This window comes from Mucilaginibacter dorajii, from assembly GCF_024808255.1.
Classification (GTDB): Bacteria; Bacteroidota; Bacteroidia; order Sphingobacteriales; family Sphingobacteriaceae; genus Mucilaginibacter; species Mucilaginibacter dorajii.
Genome location: NZ_JANTYS010000041.1, coordinates 1 through 17,946, shown reverse-complemented (window position 1 = coordinate 17,946; position 17,946 = coordinate 1). Strand labels below are relative to the sequence as shown.

Below are 17,946 nucleotides of genomic sequence, written 5' to 3'. Positions count from 1 at the left end.
ACGTTAAATGAAAAGAAACTGAACTCAACAACACGATTAGTGAAATTCGATATAATTAGTGGCATTCGTGTCAATACTTATACCTATCGCCCCAAAGTTTCCTTAACTTCTCTTTTGATTCGTTTTCTTTGGGATTGTTACCGGGTTGGTAAATTTTAGCGCCTTTGATGGCGTCGGGTAAAAAGTCGAGGTCGGTAAAGTTACCTTCGTAGCTGTGTGCGTATTTATAGTCTTTACCGTAGCCTATATTTTTCATGAATTTGGTTGGCGCGTTGCGCAGGTGCAGGGGTACCGGTAAGTCGCCGGTTTGTTTTACCAGGGCTATGGCCGCCCCTATTGCCGTAGTAGCCGAATTACTTTTGGCCGATGTTGCCAGGTAAATAGCCGTTTGCGACAGGATCAATTGCGACTCGGGCATGCCTATTTTATTTACCGCCTCAAAACAACTTTGAGCCAATAAGAGGGCATTAGGATTGGCGTTCCCGATATCTTCAGATGCCAGGATCAGCATCCGCCGGGCGATAAACAACGGATCTTCGCCCCCAACTATCATCCGGGCCAGCCAGTAAACAGCGCCGTTAGGATCGCTGCCCCGCATAGATTTGATAAAGGCCGAAATAATATCATAATGCTGCTCGCCGGTTTTATCATACAGTGCCATGTTTTGTTGCACATGCTCCAGTACAACTTCGTCGGTTAATACCACTTCCGGGCTATCAAAAGCATTTACCAGCAGTTCAAATATATTGAGCAGCTTACGGGCATCCCCACCAGATAAACGCAGCAATGCTTCATGATCTTTAATGGTGATCTTTTTCTGCTTCAATACCACATCTTCCTTCATCGCCTTATCCAGCAATTCCAGTAAGTCGGTTTCTTCTAAAGATTTAAGGATATAAACCTGGCATCGCGATAGCAAAGCCGAGATCACTTCGAAAGATGGATTTTCTGTAGTGGCACCAATCAGCGTAACAATCCCCCGCTCAACCGCGCCCAGCAGTGAATCCTGTTGCGATTTGGAAAAACGATGGATCTCGTCGATAAACAATATCGGCAATATCTCGCCCTGTTCTTTTAACAGCGATGCTTTTTCAATAACCTCGCGCACATCCTTCACTCCCGAGTTGATAGCGCTCAAGGCAAAAAAAGGACGGTATAACGATTGCGAAATAATATAAGCCAGCGTGGTTTTCCCAACCCCCGGCGGCCCCCAGAATAACATGGAAGGCAGCGAGCCCGACTCGATAGCCTTGCGCAACACCGCACCCGGACCAACCAGGTGTTTTTGCCCTACATAATCATCCAGTGATTTTGGGCGCATCCGTTCAGCTAATGGAGGGAGATTGGTCATATTTCTTTGATTTGAAAATTTGAGAATTTGAAGATTTGAAAATTAAATCAACTATGCGAATAAATGAGTTACCAATTATTATGATCTCCATGAACATCCGCAATTTCAAATGTGCTAATTGTTGCTAAATTATGAAAGCCCTGCCGTTTATAAACGACAGGGCTTTCATAAAGTTTTTATAATTCAAATCATCGAATCCATTCAAAAATTTGAACATCCGTTTACCATTTTCAAATCTTCAAATTCTCAAATTTTCAAATCAAAAACATCTGCACATTTGGCGTTTACGCCAATCCCTCTGCTTCCGCGCGTTTCAGTTTTCGTTTTTCAACTACGGCCGATACCAAAATCCCTACTTCGTATAAAACAAATAACGGGATACTCACAATAGTCATGGTAAGCATATCTGGTGTTGGCGTAACAACGGCAGCGATAACCAGGATAATTACGATAGCATAGCGCCTGGTTTCGCGCATAAATTTAGCGGTAAGGATACCCAGGTTTGATAATACGTAAACTAATATCGGCAATTCAAATACCACTCCTGTTGCCAGGGTTAAGGTTGCTACAGATGATATGTAAGAGTCAATATCAAATAAGTTTTGAATGGATGCACTTACAGTATAGCTTGATAAAAAGTTTACAGACTCGGGCGTAATTACGTAATAACCAAATAATACACCTAAAATAAACAGGCCTGTTGCGTAAAATACAAATCCCGATGCCGCTTTACGTTCCTTTTCATGCAAGGCCGGGCGAATGAAACGCCACAGTTCAAACAATAAATATGGGAAGCCTAAAGTAATACCGATTAACAACGACGAGTTTATCTGTAAGGTAAACTGACCCGCCATTTCGGTATTGATGAGGTGAATGTTGATCTTATCAATACAAAAGCCCGGGCGTTTTAAAGCATCGCCCAAAGCGCAAAGCATCCTGTATGTCCAGAATGTTGGCTTGCTTGGGCCCATGATAACGGTATCAAAAATCCAATCGTAAAAATAAAACACAACGCCGGTAAATACTACAATAGCTATTGAAGCCCTTACCAAATGCCATCTTAAGGCTTCGAGGTGGTCAAAGAAAGACATTTCTGCCTCCATCGTTTTACCTTTATCTTTTATGGCCTTAACTAATTTATTTTCGCTCATTGTGTTTTAAAATACCGCTGTATAAACGCTATTGTGCTAAGTACGTTAAATTGTATGAAGTTAGTTTGAATTTATTTTACATTTCAAACGTATCCATAAACTTAGTGGTAAAATTACCGGCCCTAAAGTTTGGATCTTTCAACAATTTTAAGTGGAAAGGTATAGTAGTTTTTACGCCTTCAATCACAAATTCGCTTAATGCGCGCTCCATAGTGCTTAAAGCTTCATCGCGGGTTTGGGCCACGCAAATTACTTTAGCAATCATCGAATCGTAGTTTGGCGGTATTACATAGCCGGTATACACATGGGTATCAATACGCACACCATGGCCACCTGGCGAATGGAAGTTGGTTATTTTACCTGGTGACGGGCGGAAGTTATTGTAAGGATCTTCGGCATTGATACGGCACTCGATGGCATGCATGGTTGGCTCGTAGTTTTTGCCCGAGATTGGGATACCGGCGGCAACTTTGATCTGTTCTTTGATCAAATCAAAGTTGATCACCTCTTCGGTAACCGGGTGCTCAACCTGGATCCGGGTATTCATCTCCATAAAGTAAAAGTTACGGTCTTTATCAACCAAAAACTCTACCGTACCGGCACCTTCATATTTAACGGCTTTGGCGCCTTTGATAGCAGCCTCACCCATTTTTTTACGCAATTTTTCGGTCATGAAGGGCGATGGCGACTCTTCTACCAGTTTCTGATGACGGCGCTGGATAGAGCAGTCGCGCTCAGAAAGGTGGCAAACTTTGCCATACTGATCGCCCACTACCTGGATCTCGATGTGGCGTGGATCCTGAACATATTTTTCAAGATACAAACCATCGTTACCAAAAGCAGCACCAGACTCGGCACGGGCCGAATCCCAGGCATTTTCAAATTCTTCGTCTTTCCAAACAATACGCATCCCGCGGCCACCACCACCGGCAGTAGCTTTTAATATTACAGGATAGCCAATTTTGTTGGCGATAGCGATACCCGATTTTACATCAGCTAACAAACCTTCAGAACCAGGTACAATAGGTACACCGGCTTTTTTCATGGTATCCTTGGCCGATGCTTTATCGCCCATAGAATTGATCTGATCGGCAGTGGCACCTATAAACTTGATGCCGTACTCGGCACAAATGGCCGAGAACTTGGCGTTTTCTGATAAAAAGCCATAACCAGGATGGATCGCATCGGCATTGGTTAATTCGGCAGCCGATATTATGTTAGGAATATTTAAGTAAGAATCGCGGCTTGGTGGCGGACCAATACAAACAGCCTCATCAGCAAAACGTACATGAAGGCTATCGCGGTCGGCAGTTGAATATACAGCTATGGTTTTAATACCCATCTCTTTGCAGGTACGGATAATTCGCAAGGCAATCTCGCCCCGGTTAGCTATTAATATTTTTTTAAACATGATTTTAGATGTGCAAATATGCAGATTTCAAATGTGCAGATGCCTAAACTACAAATGTGCAAATGATATGTTTTCCATCATCTGCACATCTGCAATCTAAAATCTGCACATCTACTAAATAGGTTCTACTAAAAATAAAGGCTGGTCGTACTCTACGGGTGATGAATTATCAACCAGTACCTTAACTACGCGCCCAGAAATTTCTGATTCGATCTCGTTGAAAAGCTTCATGGCTTCAATGATGCAAACCACACTGCCGGCTTTAATTTCGTCGCCAACGTTTACAAATAATGGCTTATCCGGACTTGCCGAACGGTAAAAAGTACCGATCATTGGCGATTTGATAGTCAGATACTTTGAGGTATCGGGGCCGACAGGTGCAGCCGGGGTTACCGGTTCTGCCGCAGGGGCAGCAGGCACAGGAGGTAATGCAGCAGGTGCAGTTTGGGCAGGGATTGAAGCATGAATAACCTGAGGTTGTGTCTCGTTGGTTTTTATCGTGATCTTGAAATCCTTTTGCTCAATTGACACTTCGTTTACGCCCGACTTCGACACAAAGCGAATAAGGTCCTGAATTTGTTTAATATCCATAATTGGGATTAATTGGTTTGGGACAATTTTTATTATCTAAGTTATATTCAAATGTGCAGATATGCAAATATGCAGATGTGCAAATTAGGTTGATGATCTTTATGTTTTAATTAAACCAATATTAACAACGTGCAGATATACAAGATATAAGCCCCATGTATATTTGATTTGTTTAGTAATTAACAGGCATTAAGTATCGATGTTTTATTTTTTTCGGCTGTACATTTGAAATTTGCACATCTGAAATCAAAAAATCTGATTAATACGCCCACTTTAAATAGATAGAACCCCATGTAAAGCCGCCGCCAAAGGCTGCTAAAATAAGGACATCTCCCTTTTTAAATTTGCTTTCCCATTCCCATAAGCATAGCGGGATGGTACCATTGGTAGTGTTACCGTAACGTTCAATATTGATGATCACTTTATCATCGCTTAAGCCCGTACGCCTTGCAGTAGCGTCAATGATGCGTTTATTGGCCTGGTGTGGCACCAGCCAGGCAACATCCTCGCCGGTAAGGTTATTGCGCTCCATCACCTCGTGGGCAACATCGGCCATATTGGTAACAGCAAATTTAAAAACAGCCTGGCCCTCCTGGTAAGCAAAATGCTCGCGGTTATCCACTGTTTCGTGCGATGCAGGTCTTACAGATCCGCCTGCTTTCTGGTGCAGGTAGGTTACGCCCGAGCCATCGCTTTTTAATATAGAGTCAATAATACCGTTACCCTCTTCATTAGGTTCAAGCAATACTGCGCCGCAGCCATCGCCAAAAATAATACACGTTGCACGGTCCTGGTAATTGGTTATTGACGACATTTTATCGCCGCCAACTACCAATACTTTTTTATGCTTACCGCTTTCAATGAATTGCGAGCCGGTAGCAAGGCCAAATATAAAGCCCGAGCACGCCGCCGAAAGATCATAGCCCCAGGCATTTTTAGCGCCTATTTTATTCGCTAAAATATTGGCCGTAGCCGGGAAAACCATATCGGGGGTGGTAGTACAAAAAATGATCAGGTCCAGTTCATCGGCACCTATACCACGTTTTTTTAACAAAGCCTGTACCGCGGGCACGGCTAAATCAGATGTACCCAAGCCCTCGCCTTTTAATATGCGGCGCTCCTTAATGCCTGTACGGCTGGTTATCCACTCGTCATTAGTGTCAACCATGGTTTCCAGTTCCTGGTTGGTTAACACATAGTCGGGCACGTAACCATGTACAGCAGTAATAGCGGCATGAATTTTACTCATCTTTATATATTTACTGAAAAGCTTGCTTTATTTTATCAACCAGACCGCTCTCTACCATATTTCTTGATAGCAGCACCATATTTTTTATCGCCTCGGGGGTTGAGATCCCATGGCCAACAACAACCGGGGCATTTACGCCCAGGATGGGGCTGCCACCATATTGCTCATAGTTAAACCTATCAAAAAACTCGTCTTTAAACTGTTTTTTAAGGCTTATAACATAAAACGATTCTGCAAGCTTTAATATTACATTACCTGTAAAACCATCGCATACAAAAACGTCGGCCCCTTCGCTAAACAGGTCGCGGCCCTCAACATTACCAACAAAATTAAACAGCTTAGTTTCCTTCATTAAAGGATAGGTGGCCTGGCAAAGGATATTACCCTTCTCTTCTTCCTCGCCTATGTTCATGAGGGCAACACGGGGATTATCGATATCGTATACCGATTGTGCAAACAAGCTGCCCAATACGCCAAATTGCAATAACACTTCAGGTTTACAATCGGCATTGGCGCCTACATCCAACAAAATACCCAAACCTCCTTTAAGTTTGGGTACAATGGTAGTCATAGCCGGGCGCACAACACCCGGAATGGTTTTAACACTAAACATGGCACCTACCAGCATTGCGCCGGTGTTCCCTGCCGATGAGAAAGCCTGAATTTCCCCCTCCTTAAGCAACTGAAAACCAACCGAAATGCTCGAATTTGGCTTTTGTACAATAGCTTTAGTAGGGTGTTCGCCCATGCCAATCACTTCGGTTGTATGCACAAACTCGAAATGATCGGGGCTAACATTATTTTCCTGAAGAATAGTAGCAGCTACTTCTTTATCTCCAATAAGAACCAGTTTTTGGTCGGCAGATAAAGCCTTATAAGCTTCGATTGCTCCTAAAACAGTTGCTTTGGGAGCAAAATCACCGCCCATAATATCTAAGCCAATCTTCATTTTCAGAAAATTAAACTTATGCTACTGCTGCTTTCTCAATAAGTACTTTACCGTTATAGTAAACGTTACCATCAACAGTATAAGCTCTGTGCGGTAAATGCACAACACCTGTAGTTTGGCAGGTAGTTAATGAAGGCGCAACAGCTTTGTAATGAGTTCTGCGTTTATCTCTTCTTGATTTGGATATTTTACGTTTTGGATGTGGCATGATCCTGCTTTTTTATTATTTATTTATTTTTTTGAGTACATCCCACCGTGGGTCTGTATCCTCAGTTTGTTCTTCGGTTCCGTTTGTTGCAAGCTCATTAAGCTTGTTAATCATCTCTTCGTCGCAATGCGAGTCTTCGCCCCCATTTTCGCATACCGATATAAATGGCATGGCAACATTAATGTATTCGTATATCAAACCGGCAATGTTGATCTCGTGATCATTTTTGCCAAGGGTGATAATTTCATCATCCTCATCTATTGGCTCGTCGCTAAATTTAGCTATCTGCTGTTCTGTTATCTCCAGCGGCTGCCAATATTGAGCCAAACACCTGTCGCAGGCGGCTTCAACAACACCCTTGATATGAAAATCAAGAATGATCATTGTTTCCTGCCTGTCTAACTCAACAGAGCACTGCAAGTTAGCCTTTTTAACCAGCGAATAGTCAAATTCGGCAAAAAAAGCATCGTCAACAGTAAATTCAAACTGGTGCTTTCCCAGCTTAAGTCCTGTAAAAGGAATCGAATATGTTCTAAGCGATTTCAATGAGCAACAATTAGCCCGCAAATGTAGGGAAAAATACCATAAGTGGAAAGTGTTTTTTTCTTTTTGGTTTTTGGAGGTATAATGGAATAAAAGTCAGGCAGATAACACAGTAAACATAGTAATTTTTAACTCGTTAGTAGATGCAGCTTAAAAGGTAAATATAAAAACTGATAAAACATCCTTACCTGAGAATTGTAACATAACCTGATAATAAACTATCTCCGTTATTTAAATTAATCACGTAGTAGTAAGTGCCGAATGGCATTGCGGCACCGTTATTGGTACCATCCCATGGTTTATAATATCCGGATGATTTAAAAACCTGCTGTCCGTACCGCGTGTATATTTTAACACTACAGTTAGTGTAAGTTTCTAAATTTTTAATACTCCAGGTATCGTTAATACCATCGCCATTAGGGCTGAATGTATTAGGAATCATGATGCCTTTTACTACCTGGTTGATATCAAGTATCCCCGCAATATAGATAAAGCTATAGTTATGCGAGGCAGCACCTTGGGCTGTAATTGGATATTTGCCCACAGGCGAAGATATAGTTGCTATTGTTGTTGCAAAAGGTACAGTTGTTAATTGCGATGGCCCTTCATTATTTACAAATCCTTGATATGATATTGTCAATGGAGGGATAATACCGCCATATTGCATACTTTTATCATCGGCAATAACATTTAATACAGCAAAATCAACGGAACTGTTATCAATGGTTAAATTGATAGTGTTAGCCCCATCGCCACTTAAAGCAATATTGCCTGTATATGTACCAACCGGCGTAGTCTGGGCCAGCCTGAAATATACTTTAGTAGCTCCAATCTCGCCCCGGCCGCCAATTGTTAAAATTTTACTAAAAATGGCGTTATCGCTACTTACTTCAAATCCGGCTGGTGGAGTAATTGTTATTGCCGATTTTAAATTGCTTCCCGATACTTGAATAACAGTTGACACTGATGGAGTGCCGTAAATAGTATGAAGTGTAGCCAAATTTCCGTTTACGGTAATTTGAGATGGAAGAACCGGGTTTACAGTTATGGTAAACTGGGTAGGTAAGCCACTGCATTCGTGCCCCCTTGATATAAAACTACCTGGTGAAAACGGATTTAAGCCAACGTTAATTACGGCCGATTTTAAACCCGTTAAAGTATTAATAACTGTAACCGTACCCGAATTTGAATTGGCAATGTACACCTCACTTCCATCAAAACTAACTGAAACCCCCATTGGATTTGCGCCAACATCAACCGTATTTAAAACTTTGTTTAAAAAGGTGTTAATTATAGAAAGGGTTCCGTCTGTAAAATTAGTAACATACACCCGGCTGCCATCGGCGTTTTCTGCTATACCATAAGGTGCATTGCCAACAGGTATTACCGCAGTAACCGTATTTGTTTTTGAATTTATTACTGAAATGCTATTGTCGCTACTATTAGTTACATAAATATTACTGCCGTCAGGGCTCACAATAATTGCCTGAGGGTATGCCCCAACAGCAACATCGGTTATCAGCCGGCCACTTACGGTATTGAATACAGATACCGTGTTTAACTCGTAATTGGCAGTGTACAATAGGTTACCATCAGGACTAATTGCAATTGTGCCAATTTTGGCATTTGTAGGAATTGTTGATATTATGCTATTGGTTGCCGTATTAATTACAGAAATATTATCAGCATTTAGCCCCTCATTTAAATTAACAAGATACAAGCGGCTGTTATCTGGTGAAACTATTAAACTAAACGCACCCTGCCCAACAGGAATAGACGCGGTTACAGTATTTGAAGTGGTATTGATAACACTAACAGTTCTGGATAATGGATCAGATACATATACAAAATTTCCATCCGGGCTTGCATATACATGTTGCGGATCCTGGCCCATAGCAATAGTAGATACCACTTTATTGGTACCTACATCAATCACAGAAACCGAGCTTGAGGCCGAATTTGTAATGTAAGCGAAACCCGCCGGAATTGGAGTTGCCGTTATGGTGGCAGTTACCGGAACACTGCCTGCATTTACGGTTACAAATGAAGCAATGTCGCCAGTGCCATTTGCCGGCAGGCCAATAGTAGGTTTGTCATTAGTCCACGTAACTGCATTTCCGGCACGTGCAAAATTCACAGCATGCGTGGCCTGCCCGGCCAAAATAGTTTGGTTTGCTATAGTACTTACCGTAGGTAATGCATGAATATTAGCAGTAACATGCACTTCCTCATCTGCAACATTTAAAGAACTCAATGTTATAATACCGGCAAGAGCCCCGGCCGGTGCTGCTGCCGAAGATCTTACATATACAGGTATATCGCCTATTATGCCGCCCGATGGAGCAACTTCAATACTACTTTTATAATTATTATTATCCAGCGATATTTCGAATCCGGTGGGGGTAGTTACCAAAACATTGCCGCTTAAATTATGTGCAGAAACCAAAAATTTTTGAAAATTTGCAGATGCCACACCTTCGCATGCAGATATGCTGCCCGTTACATTGCCAGTTACAATGCCATGGGGCAATGGTGCCGGCCTAACCTTAATGGTAAAAGTGACCGGCAACCCGTTACATGCCGGCCCCGGCGATACGGCATTCCCTACTGAAAAAGCAGCCGCCCCTATATCGATAGTGTTTATACGCGAATTAGTTGCAGTGCTAATTGCCGAAACATTATTTGAATTATAATCAGTTACATAAATTACACTCCCATCAACACTTAAAGAAACTCCGCTGGGACTACTATCCATACCTATTACGGTGATAATATTGTTGGTTTTTGTATTTATTACAGCAAGGGTAGTTTTAGATGGAATTGCTACATAAGCTCTGCTTCCGTCGGCACTTAACGCTATCCCAGCTGCACTGCCATCTATTGGGATGGTAGCTATTACCGAATAATCGGCAGTTGAAATAACCGATACTGTTTGGGTTGCGGGATTACATACATAGATACGACTGCCATCGGGACTTACAATGATGCCCCATGTATATGCTCCGCCGTCAAAAGTTTTAGAAACAGTATTGGTTGCCGTATTGATTACAGAAATAGTATTAGACAGGTAATTTGCAACGTAAACCTTGCTACCATCCGGGCTAATGGCTATAGCAACAGGGGTTATACCTACAGCGACAGTTGCAATCACCTTGTTAGTTGAGGTATTAATTACTGATACGGAGTTTGGCCCCGAAGAAGACAGATAGGAAAAGCCTGTATTTGCCACATAAACCCGGCTTCCGTCCGGGCTTACTACTATACCGTGCGGACCAGCACCAACATTTATTGTTGTTATTACAGCATTGCTGGCCGTACTGATTACTGAAATTGTATTTGAACCCGAATTGGTAACATATACACGCTTACCATCTTTACTTGCCGATACGCCCCATGGTTCTGCCCCCACAGGTATGGTAGCTATTTCTGTATTGCTTGCACTGTTAATTACCGAAACAATTCCGTTAAATTTTGGAACGTAAATAAGCCCTGCCTGCACTGGTGCAGCCGTTACCGTAGATGTAATGATATCCGGGGTATTGTTTTGAGCTGTAAACGGCAATATGTTGCCAACACCTGATGCAGCCAGGCCAGTATTTATATTATTGTTGGTCCATCGGTATGTACAACCCGATGAAGGGAAATTTTCAATCGCCGTCAGCGCGCCATTGTCAACAATCTGATCTGTTTGTGCTGAAGTTGTTTTAGCTAAGCAAAAAACTAATATTACTGTAAATAAACCAAGTGATAAATTCTTCATATGTTGTCCTGCATTCAATTCGCAGCTACAAACCAAATACACAAGTCAGGTTCACGAAGATACCATCTTTAAATACTTTTTTAATATTATCAATCTATAATTTAATCGCCTCACTACCTATATGTAAATGATTCTGTTTTAGGCCCCCGCTTCATTGTAACAATCTACTCAACTTTGGGCCATGTACGCTATAGTAAGGCAAAAGGGTAAAGTTAAAACCGTGCGTGATTTACTAAATGCTAAATTTAATCCACAACAAGTTGCACAGCCAATCCAATTTTTCTTTCGCCAAAGCTTGTTTCCCGGCCAGGAATAGCTCAATTTCTTCGGCCGTGCCAATAAAACCGGGTAAACTTTGCGGTGCAATTTCTAACATGTTCATCTTATACTTCACTACATCCAGCATCGTCAACTCCGGGAAATCCAGTTTACTTTGCTCGTAGTGTGCTATTAGGGGTATCAATTTTGTAAGCTCATCAAACTCCGCTGATCCGGGTTCGGCCTCAAAAATAGCTATCGCCCGTGCCAAAGCTTCTTCGTATTCGGGGGCTGTTTTAAAGTCGCTTTCGGTTTCCACATAAGGCGGCTCCACCATAGGTGCCGGCAGTTGCACCTGCTCAATAATTACTGGCTGAACTTTGTTACCCTGAGGTATACTATCGAAAGGTACCGGAGGCGGCGGGGTAAGCAGCACCTCTACTACTTTCACTTTTGTTTGGGTTTCAAAAGAAGGGTTTTCGGCCTTCATCAGCTCTATTTTAGCCTGGTGACGGGCCTCCAGTTCGGCGTTTGAACCTACCCACATGATATATGAAGCTTTAAGATGAAGATTGATCCGACTTTCTACCTGGTAATCACCCAGACCTACTCCAGCCATCATCGTAAATCGCTGCCCCTCCTGCGGCCTTTCAAGCATATGGCTCATGCTATTAGCATACCGGCCGGGGTGTTCTTTTAACCAGGTTAAAAAAGCGGTTTGGGTTTCGGGGTGTTGTTGGATGTATTGGGCTATTTTGTTTTTGGCGATAAGGTGCATGGGGTAGTTATTGGTTAATCAAATATCAACAAAGACATGGTAATAAAACGAAATTGGACATAATAGTTAAAATCAAATCCCGCAGCTACCCTTCGCCCTTAACCTTTCGCCTAAAAACTCAAGAAGCTAAATCTTCAACCTGATGTTAATTTTATCCAGCAACCCCGTTAACCACACCATTACAAAAGCGAACACAATACATTTGATGAGCCCGCCGGTGCCTTCGCTCAGGTATTGGGGATAACCTATGTTGCTTAGCTCATAAAGGGGGTAAAATATAAAGGGCACAATGTAGCAGGTAAAGGTGTTGGTGCCTGCCGGCTCAATAACTTTAAACCAGTTGTACTTGTGTTTAAAATCTACAATAAAAATAAACAGGGCATATACCACCAGACTAATGCCGGTGCAAATGAGCACCCATGAAGGGGTATCACGAATTTTGGAGATGCCCCCGCTAAAATACCGCACTATAAAGCCCAGGTTGAATAGTATGATAGCCATAAGGATAAGCGCCGCCCAAAGCATCTTAAGTTCGTTATTAGCCTTCAGGCGCATGTACAGTACCGATACAAACACCCCCGCCATGGTAAAGGCCTGCATGGCACCGTTACCGGCTATCCAAACGTATTGCTGCACCGGCGCCAAAAAGTTGAGCATCCCAAAATGCACATCGAGGTTAAAAAACATAAAGAAGATCCACGCAGTGGCCTGAATCCACAAATGCCCGCCCGAATAATAGTAGATTAGCGCGCACAGCAAATAGCTCCAGCCAATAAGACCTAATATGCCCCACCACGTAAAATGCAGCCAGGTATGGCCGGGGTCGCTGGTTTTGTAAATGATGGACATGGCTACCAGCAGCGCCACGCCAAAGCCCTGGCACAGGTAGCGTTTAAGCTTAGGAGTTTCCTTACTATAATCTAAAAATATAAAAAAGAAGCTGAACGTTACCAGGCTTTCCCATACCGGTTTGGGCAGGGCGGTGGTATGCTCGTTATAGGTTTCCATGTTAGAATGGTAAAACCCGATGAACACCAGCGCCAACGACCGACTGGCTATCCTGCCCAGCATTTTATAGTTGCCTGTTTTAAGCCTGTTTTGAAAAGCGAAAGGAATTGATAGCCCTACAATAAATAAAAACGCCGGAAAAATAGTATCGGCCAAACCCAACCCATCTGCATTTGCTGCAACGTGCTTAAGCCATTGTGGCGTACCCGGAATGCCGTCAAGGTCATTCACAAAGATCATGAGCAGCATGGTTACAGCACGAAAAGCATCAATGGAGCGTATCCGGTCCGAAAAAGTATTCATTAAGGGAGTAAATGTAATTAAAGGGCAAATGTTTTAATCTAACGGTAATTAAATTGAAACATTATAGTTACCTTACTGTTTTTAGTCCCTGTCGCGGCTTAGCTTGGTAAATAGTAAGGGATTCTCGTTCAATTCTTTACCCTCCTTACGGTGCTTCACAATGTGAATAGCGGTAAATAACGCCTCGCGGAAAGAAATTTCTGACGCCATGTTTTTACCCGCTATATCATACGCCGTACCATGATCTGGCGATGTGCGAACGAAGGTTAACCCGGCGGTAAAGTTTACGCCCGACTCAAAGGCAATTTGTTTAAAAGGGATCAGCCCCTGATCATGATACATGGCCAGTACGGCGTCAAACTGCAGGTAGGTACCATTGGCAAAAAAGCCATCGGCAGGGTACGGACCAAATGCCAATACATCGTTATTGCGGGCCTCTTCAATAGCCGGTATAATCACGTCCTTTTCTTCGCTGCCTATCAAACCATTATCGCTGGCGTGGGGGTTAAGGCCCAGCACGGCAATTTTAGGTTTGCGGATCCAGAAATCGTTTTGCAGGCTGCTGTTCATCAGCTTCAGTTTGGCAATTATTTTTTCGGTAGTAATGCTTTCGGCAACCTTGCTAATGGGGATATGGCCGGTAACCACGCCAACACGCAAAGTATCGCTCACCAAAAACATTAACGATTCGGCGGCGCCATCGCGTTGTTGCAGGTACTCGGTATGACCGGGAAAATTAAAATTTTCGCTCTGGATATTATCTTTATTGATAGGCGCTGTAACCAGGGCATCAATATAACCTTCTTTTAAATCATAAGTGGCACGTTCTAATGAGATCAGGGCATATTTACCACCGGCTTCGGTTACCAGGCCCGGCTCAATTTTCACGTCCTCTTCCCAGCAATTGATCATGTTGGGCTTACGGTAGTGAACCTGGCTGGGATCATTAATCACCTGGAAATTTAGCTCGCTCACCTGTGTAGCCCTGCGGTGAAACGATGCCACTTTGGTATGACCGTAAACAATAGGAGTACAGTAATCATAAATTTTACTATCGGCCAGGGTTTTAATAATAATCTCTAACCCAATGCCATTCACATCACCTATACTGATACCTACTTTTATTTTATCGCTCATGTTTTTTATGATTGCACTGATTTTTTTGGTGATCTCACCGATTTTTTTGGTGATTTACACTGTTAAGCCAGTGGTTATTTATTATTGGTTGATTCAGAAAATTTGTCTGAACCGGAATTTACAGAATTAATGAATGTTCAGAATAAATGTTAATTCTTTTCTCCTCTATCCCTAATCTATTTTCTTTTATCTTCCAGTCCTTTGTCCCATAGTCCGCAAATTCCAAAGTCCCAAAAAGTCCTTACTCTTTGCTCTAAAGATCTTTAGTCCTCAGAAATCCTTACTCCTTGTTCCAAAAATCCTTAATCCCAAAAGGGCGTTCCCTGCGGGCCGGGCTTTCCGTTCATACGCCTGCAGGCCTTACACACAGGCCGGTATCCACTTCAATCCCTAACGCAAGATTGTTTGAACCGGGATTTATCGGATTAACGGATTACCCTGATTTCGATCTGCAAACTTCCCCCTCATATCTCAAATATCACGCCTCAAATCTAAATCTGCTATCCAAAACTCACAACTCACTACTCACTACTCACAACTATTCGTCCGCAAATAAAAGATTTGTTCCTGATTAAAGCGCAAATATCACGTAATTTGCTCAAATATTTAATTAATAATGACGCTGGTACGGGCAAAAAAACATTTAGGGCAACACTTTCTTACCGATAAAAATATCGCTTCCAAAATTGTGGATAGCCTGAAACCCGAGGGCCGGTATACCCATGTGCTGGAAGTTGGCCCTGGCATGGGCGTACTTACTGATTTTTTATTATTGAAAACCGACTACGAAACTTCGGTGATCGATATCGACGATGAATCGGTACTGTACCTTAAAAAAAAATACCCCCAGCTGGGCGGCCGCCTCATGAATGCCGACTTCCTGGAAATGGATTTTAAGCAGGTTACCGATAAGCCCTTTGCCATCATTGGCAATTTCCCCTACAACATTTCGTCGCAGATCCTTTTTAAAGTTTTGGATAACCGCAGCCAGGTGATTGAAGTAGTAGGCATGTTTCAAAAAGAAGTAGCCGAACGCTGCGCCGCCAAAGCCGGCAGCAAGGAGTACGGCATCCTGAGCGTGTTTTTACAGGCTTATTATAAGGTAGAGTATTTGTTTACCGTAAAGGCCGGCGTATTTAACCCGCCGCCCAAAGTACTATCAGCGGTGATCCGCCTTACCCGCAACCAGGCCGAAACCCTCAATTGCGACGAGAAATTATTTTGGCAAATTGTAAAAGCCGGCTTTAACCAACGCCGCAAAACCTTGCGTAATGCCATATCAAGTCTCATCAACAAAGAAAAAATGACTGATAACCCAACCCTCGATCTAAGGGCCGAACGTTTGAATGTGGAGGATTTTGTGAGGCTGACCAATGAGGTAATGGCTGCGAGGTAGGGGTTCCCAATGTTATGCTGAACATTTAAACCCGGGGACTGCCAAGGATGGATGATAAAGCTGCTTGAAACACTATGTAATGCTGAACTTGTTTCAGCGCCCCACTCGCTAAGTATACATCATGTGGGTTACCTGTCCTGTGGGGGCCCGAAACAAGTTCGGGATGAATTCCATTTTAATAATTTGTCAGGGGTAGGCACTAAGCAATCTCACCGCTGTCCTCTACGGCCGATTGGACAAAAAAATGTTGGGTAGAAATCCTTTCCAATAGTCTAAAAGCCGTTCAGGTTTCAAACCCGCCAACCAATTCCTGTCTTGACTCTTGATTCTCTTCCCTCACTTCTTCAAATCTCTCTTTATAAATTTATGGTACAGGTACTCGGCATAGCCAACACTGATATAATCGGGAAATTTCCAGTTGGGGTAGTACTGCTTTTTAATGTACTTGAGCAAACTAAAAAACAAGATGGCTACAATCAGGAAAATGGCTAAACATAACAGGATAGCTCCAAATAAAACTAATGGCGTCATTGTAACTAATAATTAATTCAACTTTTTTACGATACAACCAAAGGTTTTGTTGCTAAAACAGAATAAATATTACGCAAGGTTGGGAGGCTCTGTAAGCGTGCTACCCGCCACTGTTCTGTGCCGGAGTTGTGTCGTTCGCGTACGCACGCTTAAGGACGTCCGGTCAAATAGCTAACCAGCGTTTTTTTTTGACTTTTGAATTTTTCACAAAGCGATTAATTCTTTATGGTGTTCAAGATAGCTACGCAGTTTTTCCTTTTGAATTTAAAAGGGCGTCCGCCGCCGGTAGAAACGGCGCCAGGCTATCCACTTATACTGCACAAGGCCTTATTCACAGGCCGGTATCCGTTCCTATCCTTTACGCAAAGCTGCGGATATACAAAAATACCCGGATGCTATTAAACATCCAGGTGTTGTATAGCGGATACCTTGCATACGAGACACACGCGACAAGCCTGCGCCAGCTTATGTTTTTTAGGGGTTTGATTCACTTGATACCTACTTTACTCAAAACGCCATTTGATACTCACTACTTGATACTAAAAAACCTTAGCTTTATATCCACATTTAAACCCAACACAATGAAATTATTATTTAGCGGAGCGGCTTTTATTGCGCTGCTGTCATTATCGGCCACAACTATGGCCCAAAAGGTGAAACTAAAGGATGGCGACTTTTCGCCTTTGAAAAGTGAAACCGAGGTAAACATTGAATTTACATACAACAATATGGGGGTAGGTAAATACAAAGACGAAGCCGATTACCTGGAAAAAAAGCGTGCCGATTACAACAAAAAAGAAGATGGTCGCGGCGATGTTTGGGTTAAGGCCTGGGTGAGCGATCGCCAGGGTGTGTTTGAGCCTAAATTCATCGAGCTTTTTAGCAAGTACAGCAATATGAGCGAAAGCAAAACCGCCAAATACACCATTATTTTTAACACCTGGTTTACCGAGCCGGGCTACAACATTTACATTAGTCGCGAAAATGCCAAAATAAGTGGCGATGCCGTGATTGTAGAAACAGCCAACCGCAACAAGGTGCTGGCCACCATTACAGTTGAAAAAGCACCGGGCCGTACCTTTGGCGGCTACGACTATGACACCGGATCGCGCCTGGCCGAATCATACGCGTCTGCCGGAAAAGCCTTAGCCAAATTTATTAAGGATAAATAGTTGGAGGATTATAGGACTATAGCATTTGCAGACTTTGAGACTATAGGACTTTAAGAGAGGCTGTATCATAAATCATGATCAGCCTCTTTTTTATTACTAATGTTTTATTGCTGTAAATTCAAATATCTATTTATTGTTTAATTTGTTTTA

The 17,946-nt window shown here is 42.6% G+C and carries 15 protein-coding genes; 2 read left to right on the top strand and 13 right to left on the bottom strand.

What is annotated here, in order from left to right:
• Positions 1-70: 70 nt before the first annotated feature.
• From FHS10_RS28700 to pdxA, 12 genes are all read right to left on the bottom strand, one after another.
• On the bottom strand, positions 71-1,351 hold the full coding sequence (locus FHS10_RS28700) for a replication-associated recombination protein A (RefSeq protein WP_259097639.1): 1,281 nt from the start codon (positions 1,349-1,351) through the stop codon (positions 71-73).
• A gap of 284 nt (positions 1,352-1,635) precedes the next feature.
• On the bottom strand, positions 1,636-2,502 hold the full coding sequence (gene tatC, locus FHS10_RS28695; RefSeq protein ID WP_259097637.1) for a twin-arginine translocase subunit TatC: 867 nt from the start codon (positions 2,500-2,502) through the stop codon (positions 1,636-1,638).
• Between the two features lie 76 nt (positions 2,503-2,578).
• Positions 2,579-3,913, bottom strand: a complete 1,335-nt coding sequence (gene accC, locus FHS10_RS28690) for an acetyl-CoA carboxylase biotin carboxylase subunit (RefSeq protein WP_259097635.1) — start codon at positions 3,911-3,913, stop codon at positions 2,579-2,581.
• A 114-nt stretch (positions 3,914-4,027) separates the two neighbouring features.
• Positions 4,028-4,504: an acetyl-CoA carboxylase biotin carboxyl carrier protein gene (gene accB / locus FHS10_RS28685; protein WP_259097633.1), complete on the bottom strand. Its 477-nt coding sequence runs from the start codon at positions 4,502-4,504 to the stop codon at positions 4,028-4,030.
• Between the two features lie 259 nt (positions 4,505-4,763).
• Positions 4,764-5,753: a beta-ketoacyl-ACP synthase III gene (locus FHS10_RS28680; RefSeq protein ID WP_259097630.1), complete on the bottom strand. Its 990-nt coding sequence runs from the start codon at positions 5,751-5,753 to the stop codon at positions 4,764-4,766.
• Between the two features lie 10 nt (positions 5,754-5,763).
• A complete protein-coding gene (gene plsX, locus FHS10_RS28675; RefSeq protein ID WP_259097628.1) occupies positions 5,764-6,702 on the bottom strand; it encodes a phosphate acyltransferase PlsX in 939 nt (312 codons plus the stop codon).
• Between the two features lie 16 nt (positions 6,703-6,718).
• Positions 6,719-6,910, bottom strand: a complete 192-nt coding sequence (rpmF, locus tag FHS10_RS28670) for a 50S ribosomal protein L32 (protein ID WP_184546917.1) — start codon at positions 6,908-6,910, stop codon at positions 6,719-6,721.
• A 15-nt stretch (positions 6,911-6,925) separates the two neighbouring features.
• Positions 6,926-7,456, bottom strand: a complete 531-nt coding sequence (locus FHS10_RS28665) for a YceD family protein (RefSeq protein WP_259097626.1) — start codon at positions 7,454-7,456, stop codon at positions 6,926-6,928.
• A 181-nt stretch (positions 7,457-7,637) separates the two neighbouring features.
• Positions 7,638-11,213, bottom strand: a complete 3,576-nt coding sequence (locus tag FHS10_RS28660; RefSeq protein ID WP_259097625.1) for a T9SS type B sorting domain-containing protein — start codon at positions 11,211-11,213, stop codon at positions 7,638-7,640.
• 232 nt (positions 11,214-11,445) lie between these two features.
• Complete coding sequence (locus FHS10_RS28655; RefSeq protein WP_259097623.1) at positions 11,446-12,249, bottom strand: hypothetical protein; 804 nt, start codon at positions 12,247-12,249, stop codon at positions 11,446-11,448.
• 126 nt (positions 12,250-12,375) lie between these two features.
• Positions 12,376-13,560 (bottom strand): DUF5009 domain-containing protein, encoded by a 1,185-nt coding sequence (locus tag FHS10_RS28650; RefSeq protein ID WP_259097622.1) that lies wholly within the window; start codon positions 13,558-13,560, stop codon positions 12,376-12,378.
• Positions 13,561-13,641: 81 nt separating this feature from the next.
• Positions 13,642-14,697 (bottom strand): 4-hydroxythreonine-4-phosphate dehydrogenase PdxA, encoded by a 1,056-nt coding sequence (pdxA, locus tag FHS10_RS28645; RefSeq protein ID WP_259097620.1) that lies wholly within the window; start codon positions 14,695-14,697, stop codon positions 13,642-13,644.
• A 616-nt stretch (positions 14,698-15,313) separates the two neighbouring features.
• Here pdxA and rsmA point away from each other — a divergent pair.
• The gene (rsmA, locus tag FHS10_RS28640; protein WP_259097619.1) at positions 15,314-16,093 is read left to right on the top strand and encodes a 16S rRNA (adenine(1518)-N(6)/adenine(1519)-N(6))-dimethyltransferase RsmA; all 780 of its coding nucleotides are present in this window, start codon (positions 15,314-15,316) and stop codon (positions 16,091-16,093) included.
• A gap of 336 nt (positions 16,094-16,429) precedes the next feature.
• Here rsmA and FHS10_RS28635 read toward each other — a convergent pair whose 3' ends face one another.
• A complete protein-coding gene (locus tag FHS10_RS28635) occupies positions 16,430-16,624 on the bottom strand; it encodes a hypothetical protein (protein WP_259097617.1) in 195 nt (64 codons plus the stop codon).
• Positions 16,625-17,205: 581 nt separating this feature from the next.
• Here FHS10_RS28635 and FHS10_RS28630 point away from each other — a divergent pair.
• Entirely contained in the window at positions 17,206-17,796 is a 591-nt protein-coding gene (locus FHS10_RS28630) for a hypothetical protein (protein ID WP_259097616.1), read from the top strand.
• Positions 17,797-17,946 lie beyond the last annotated feature (150 nt).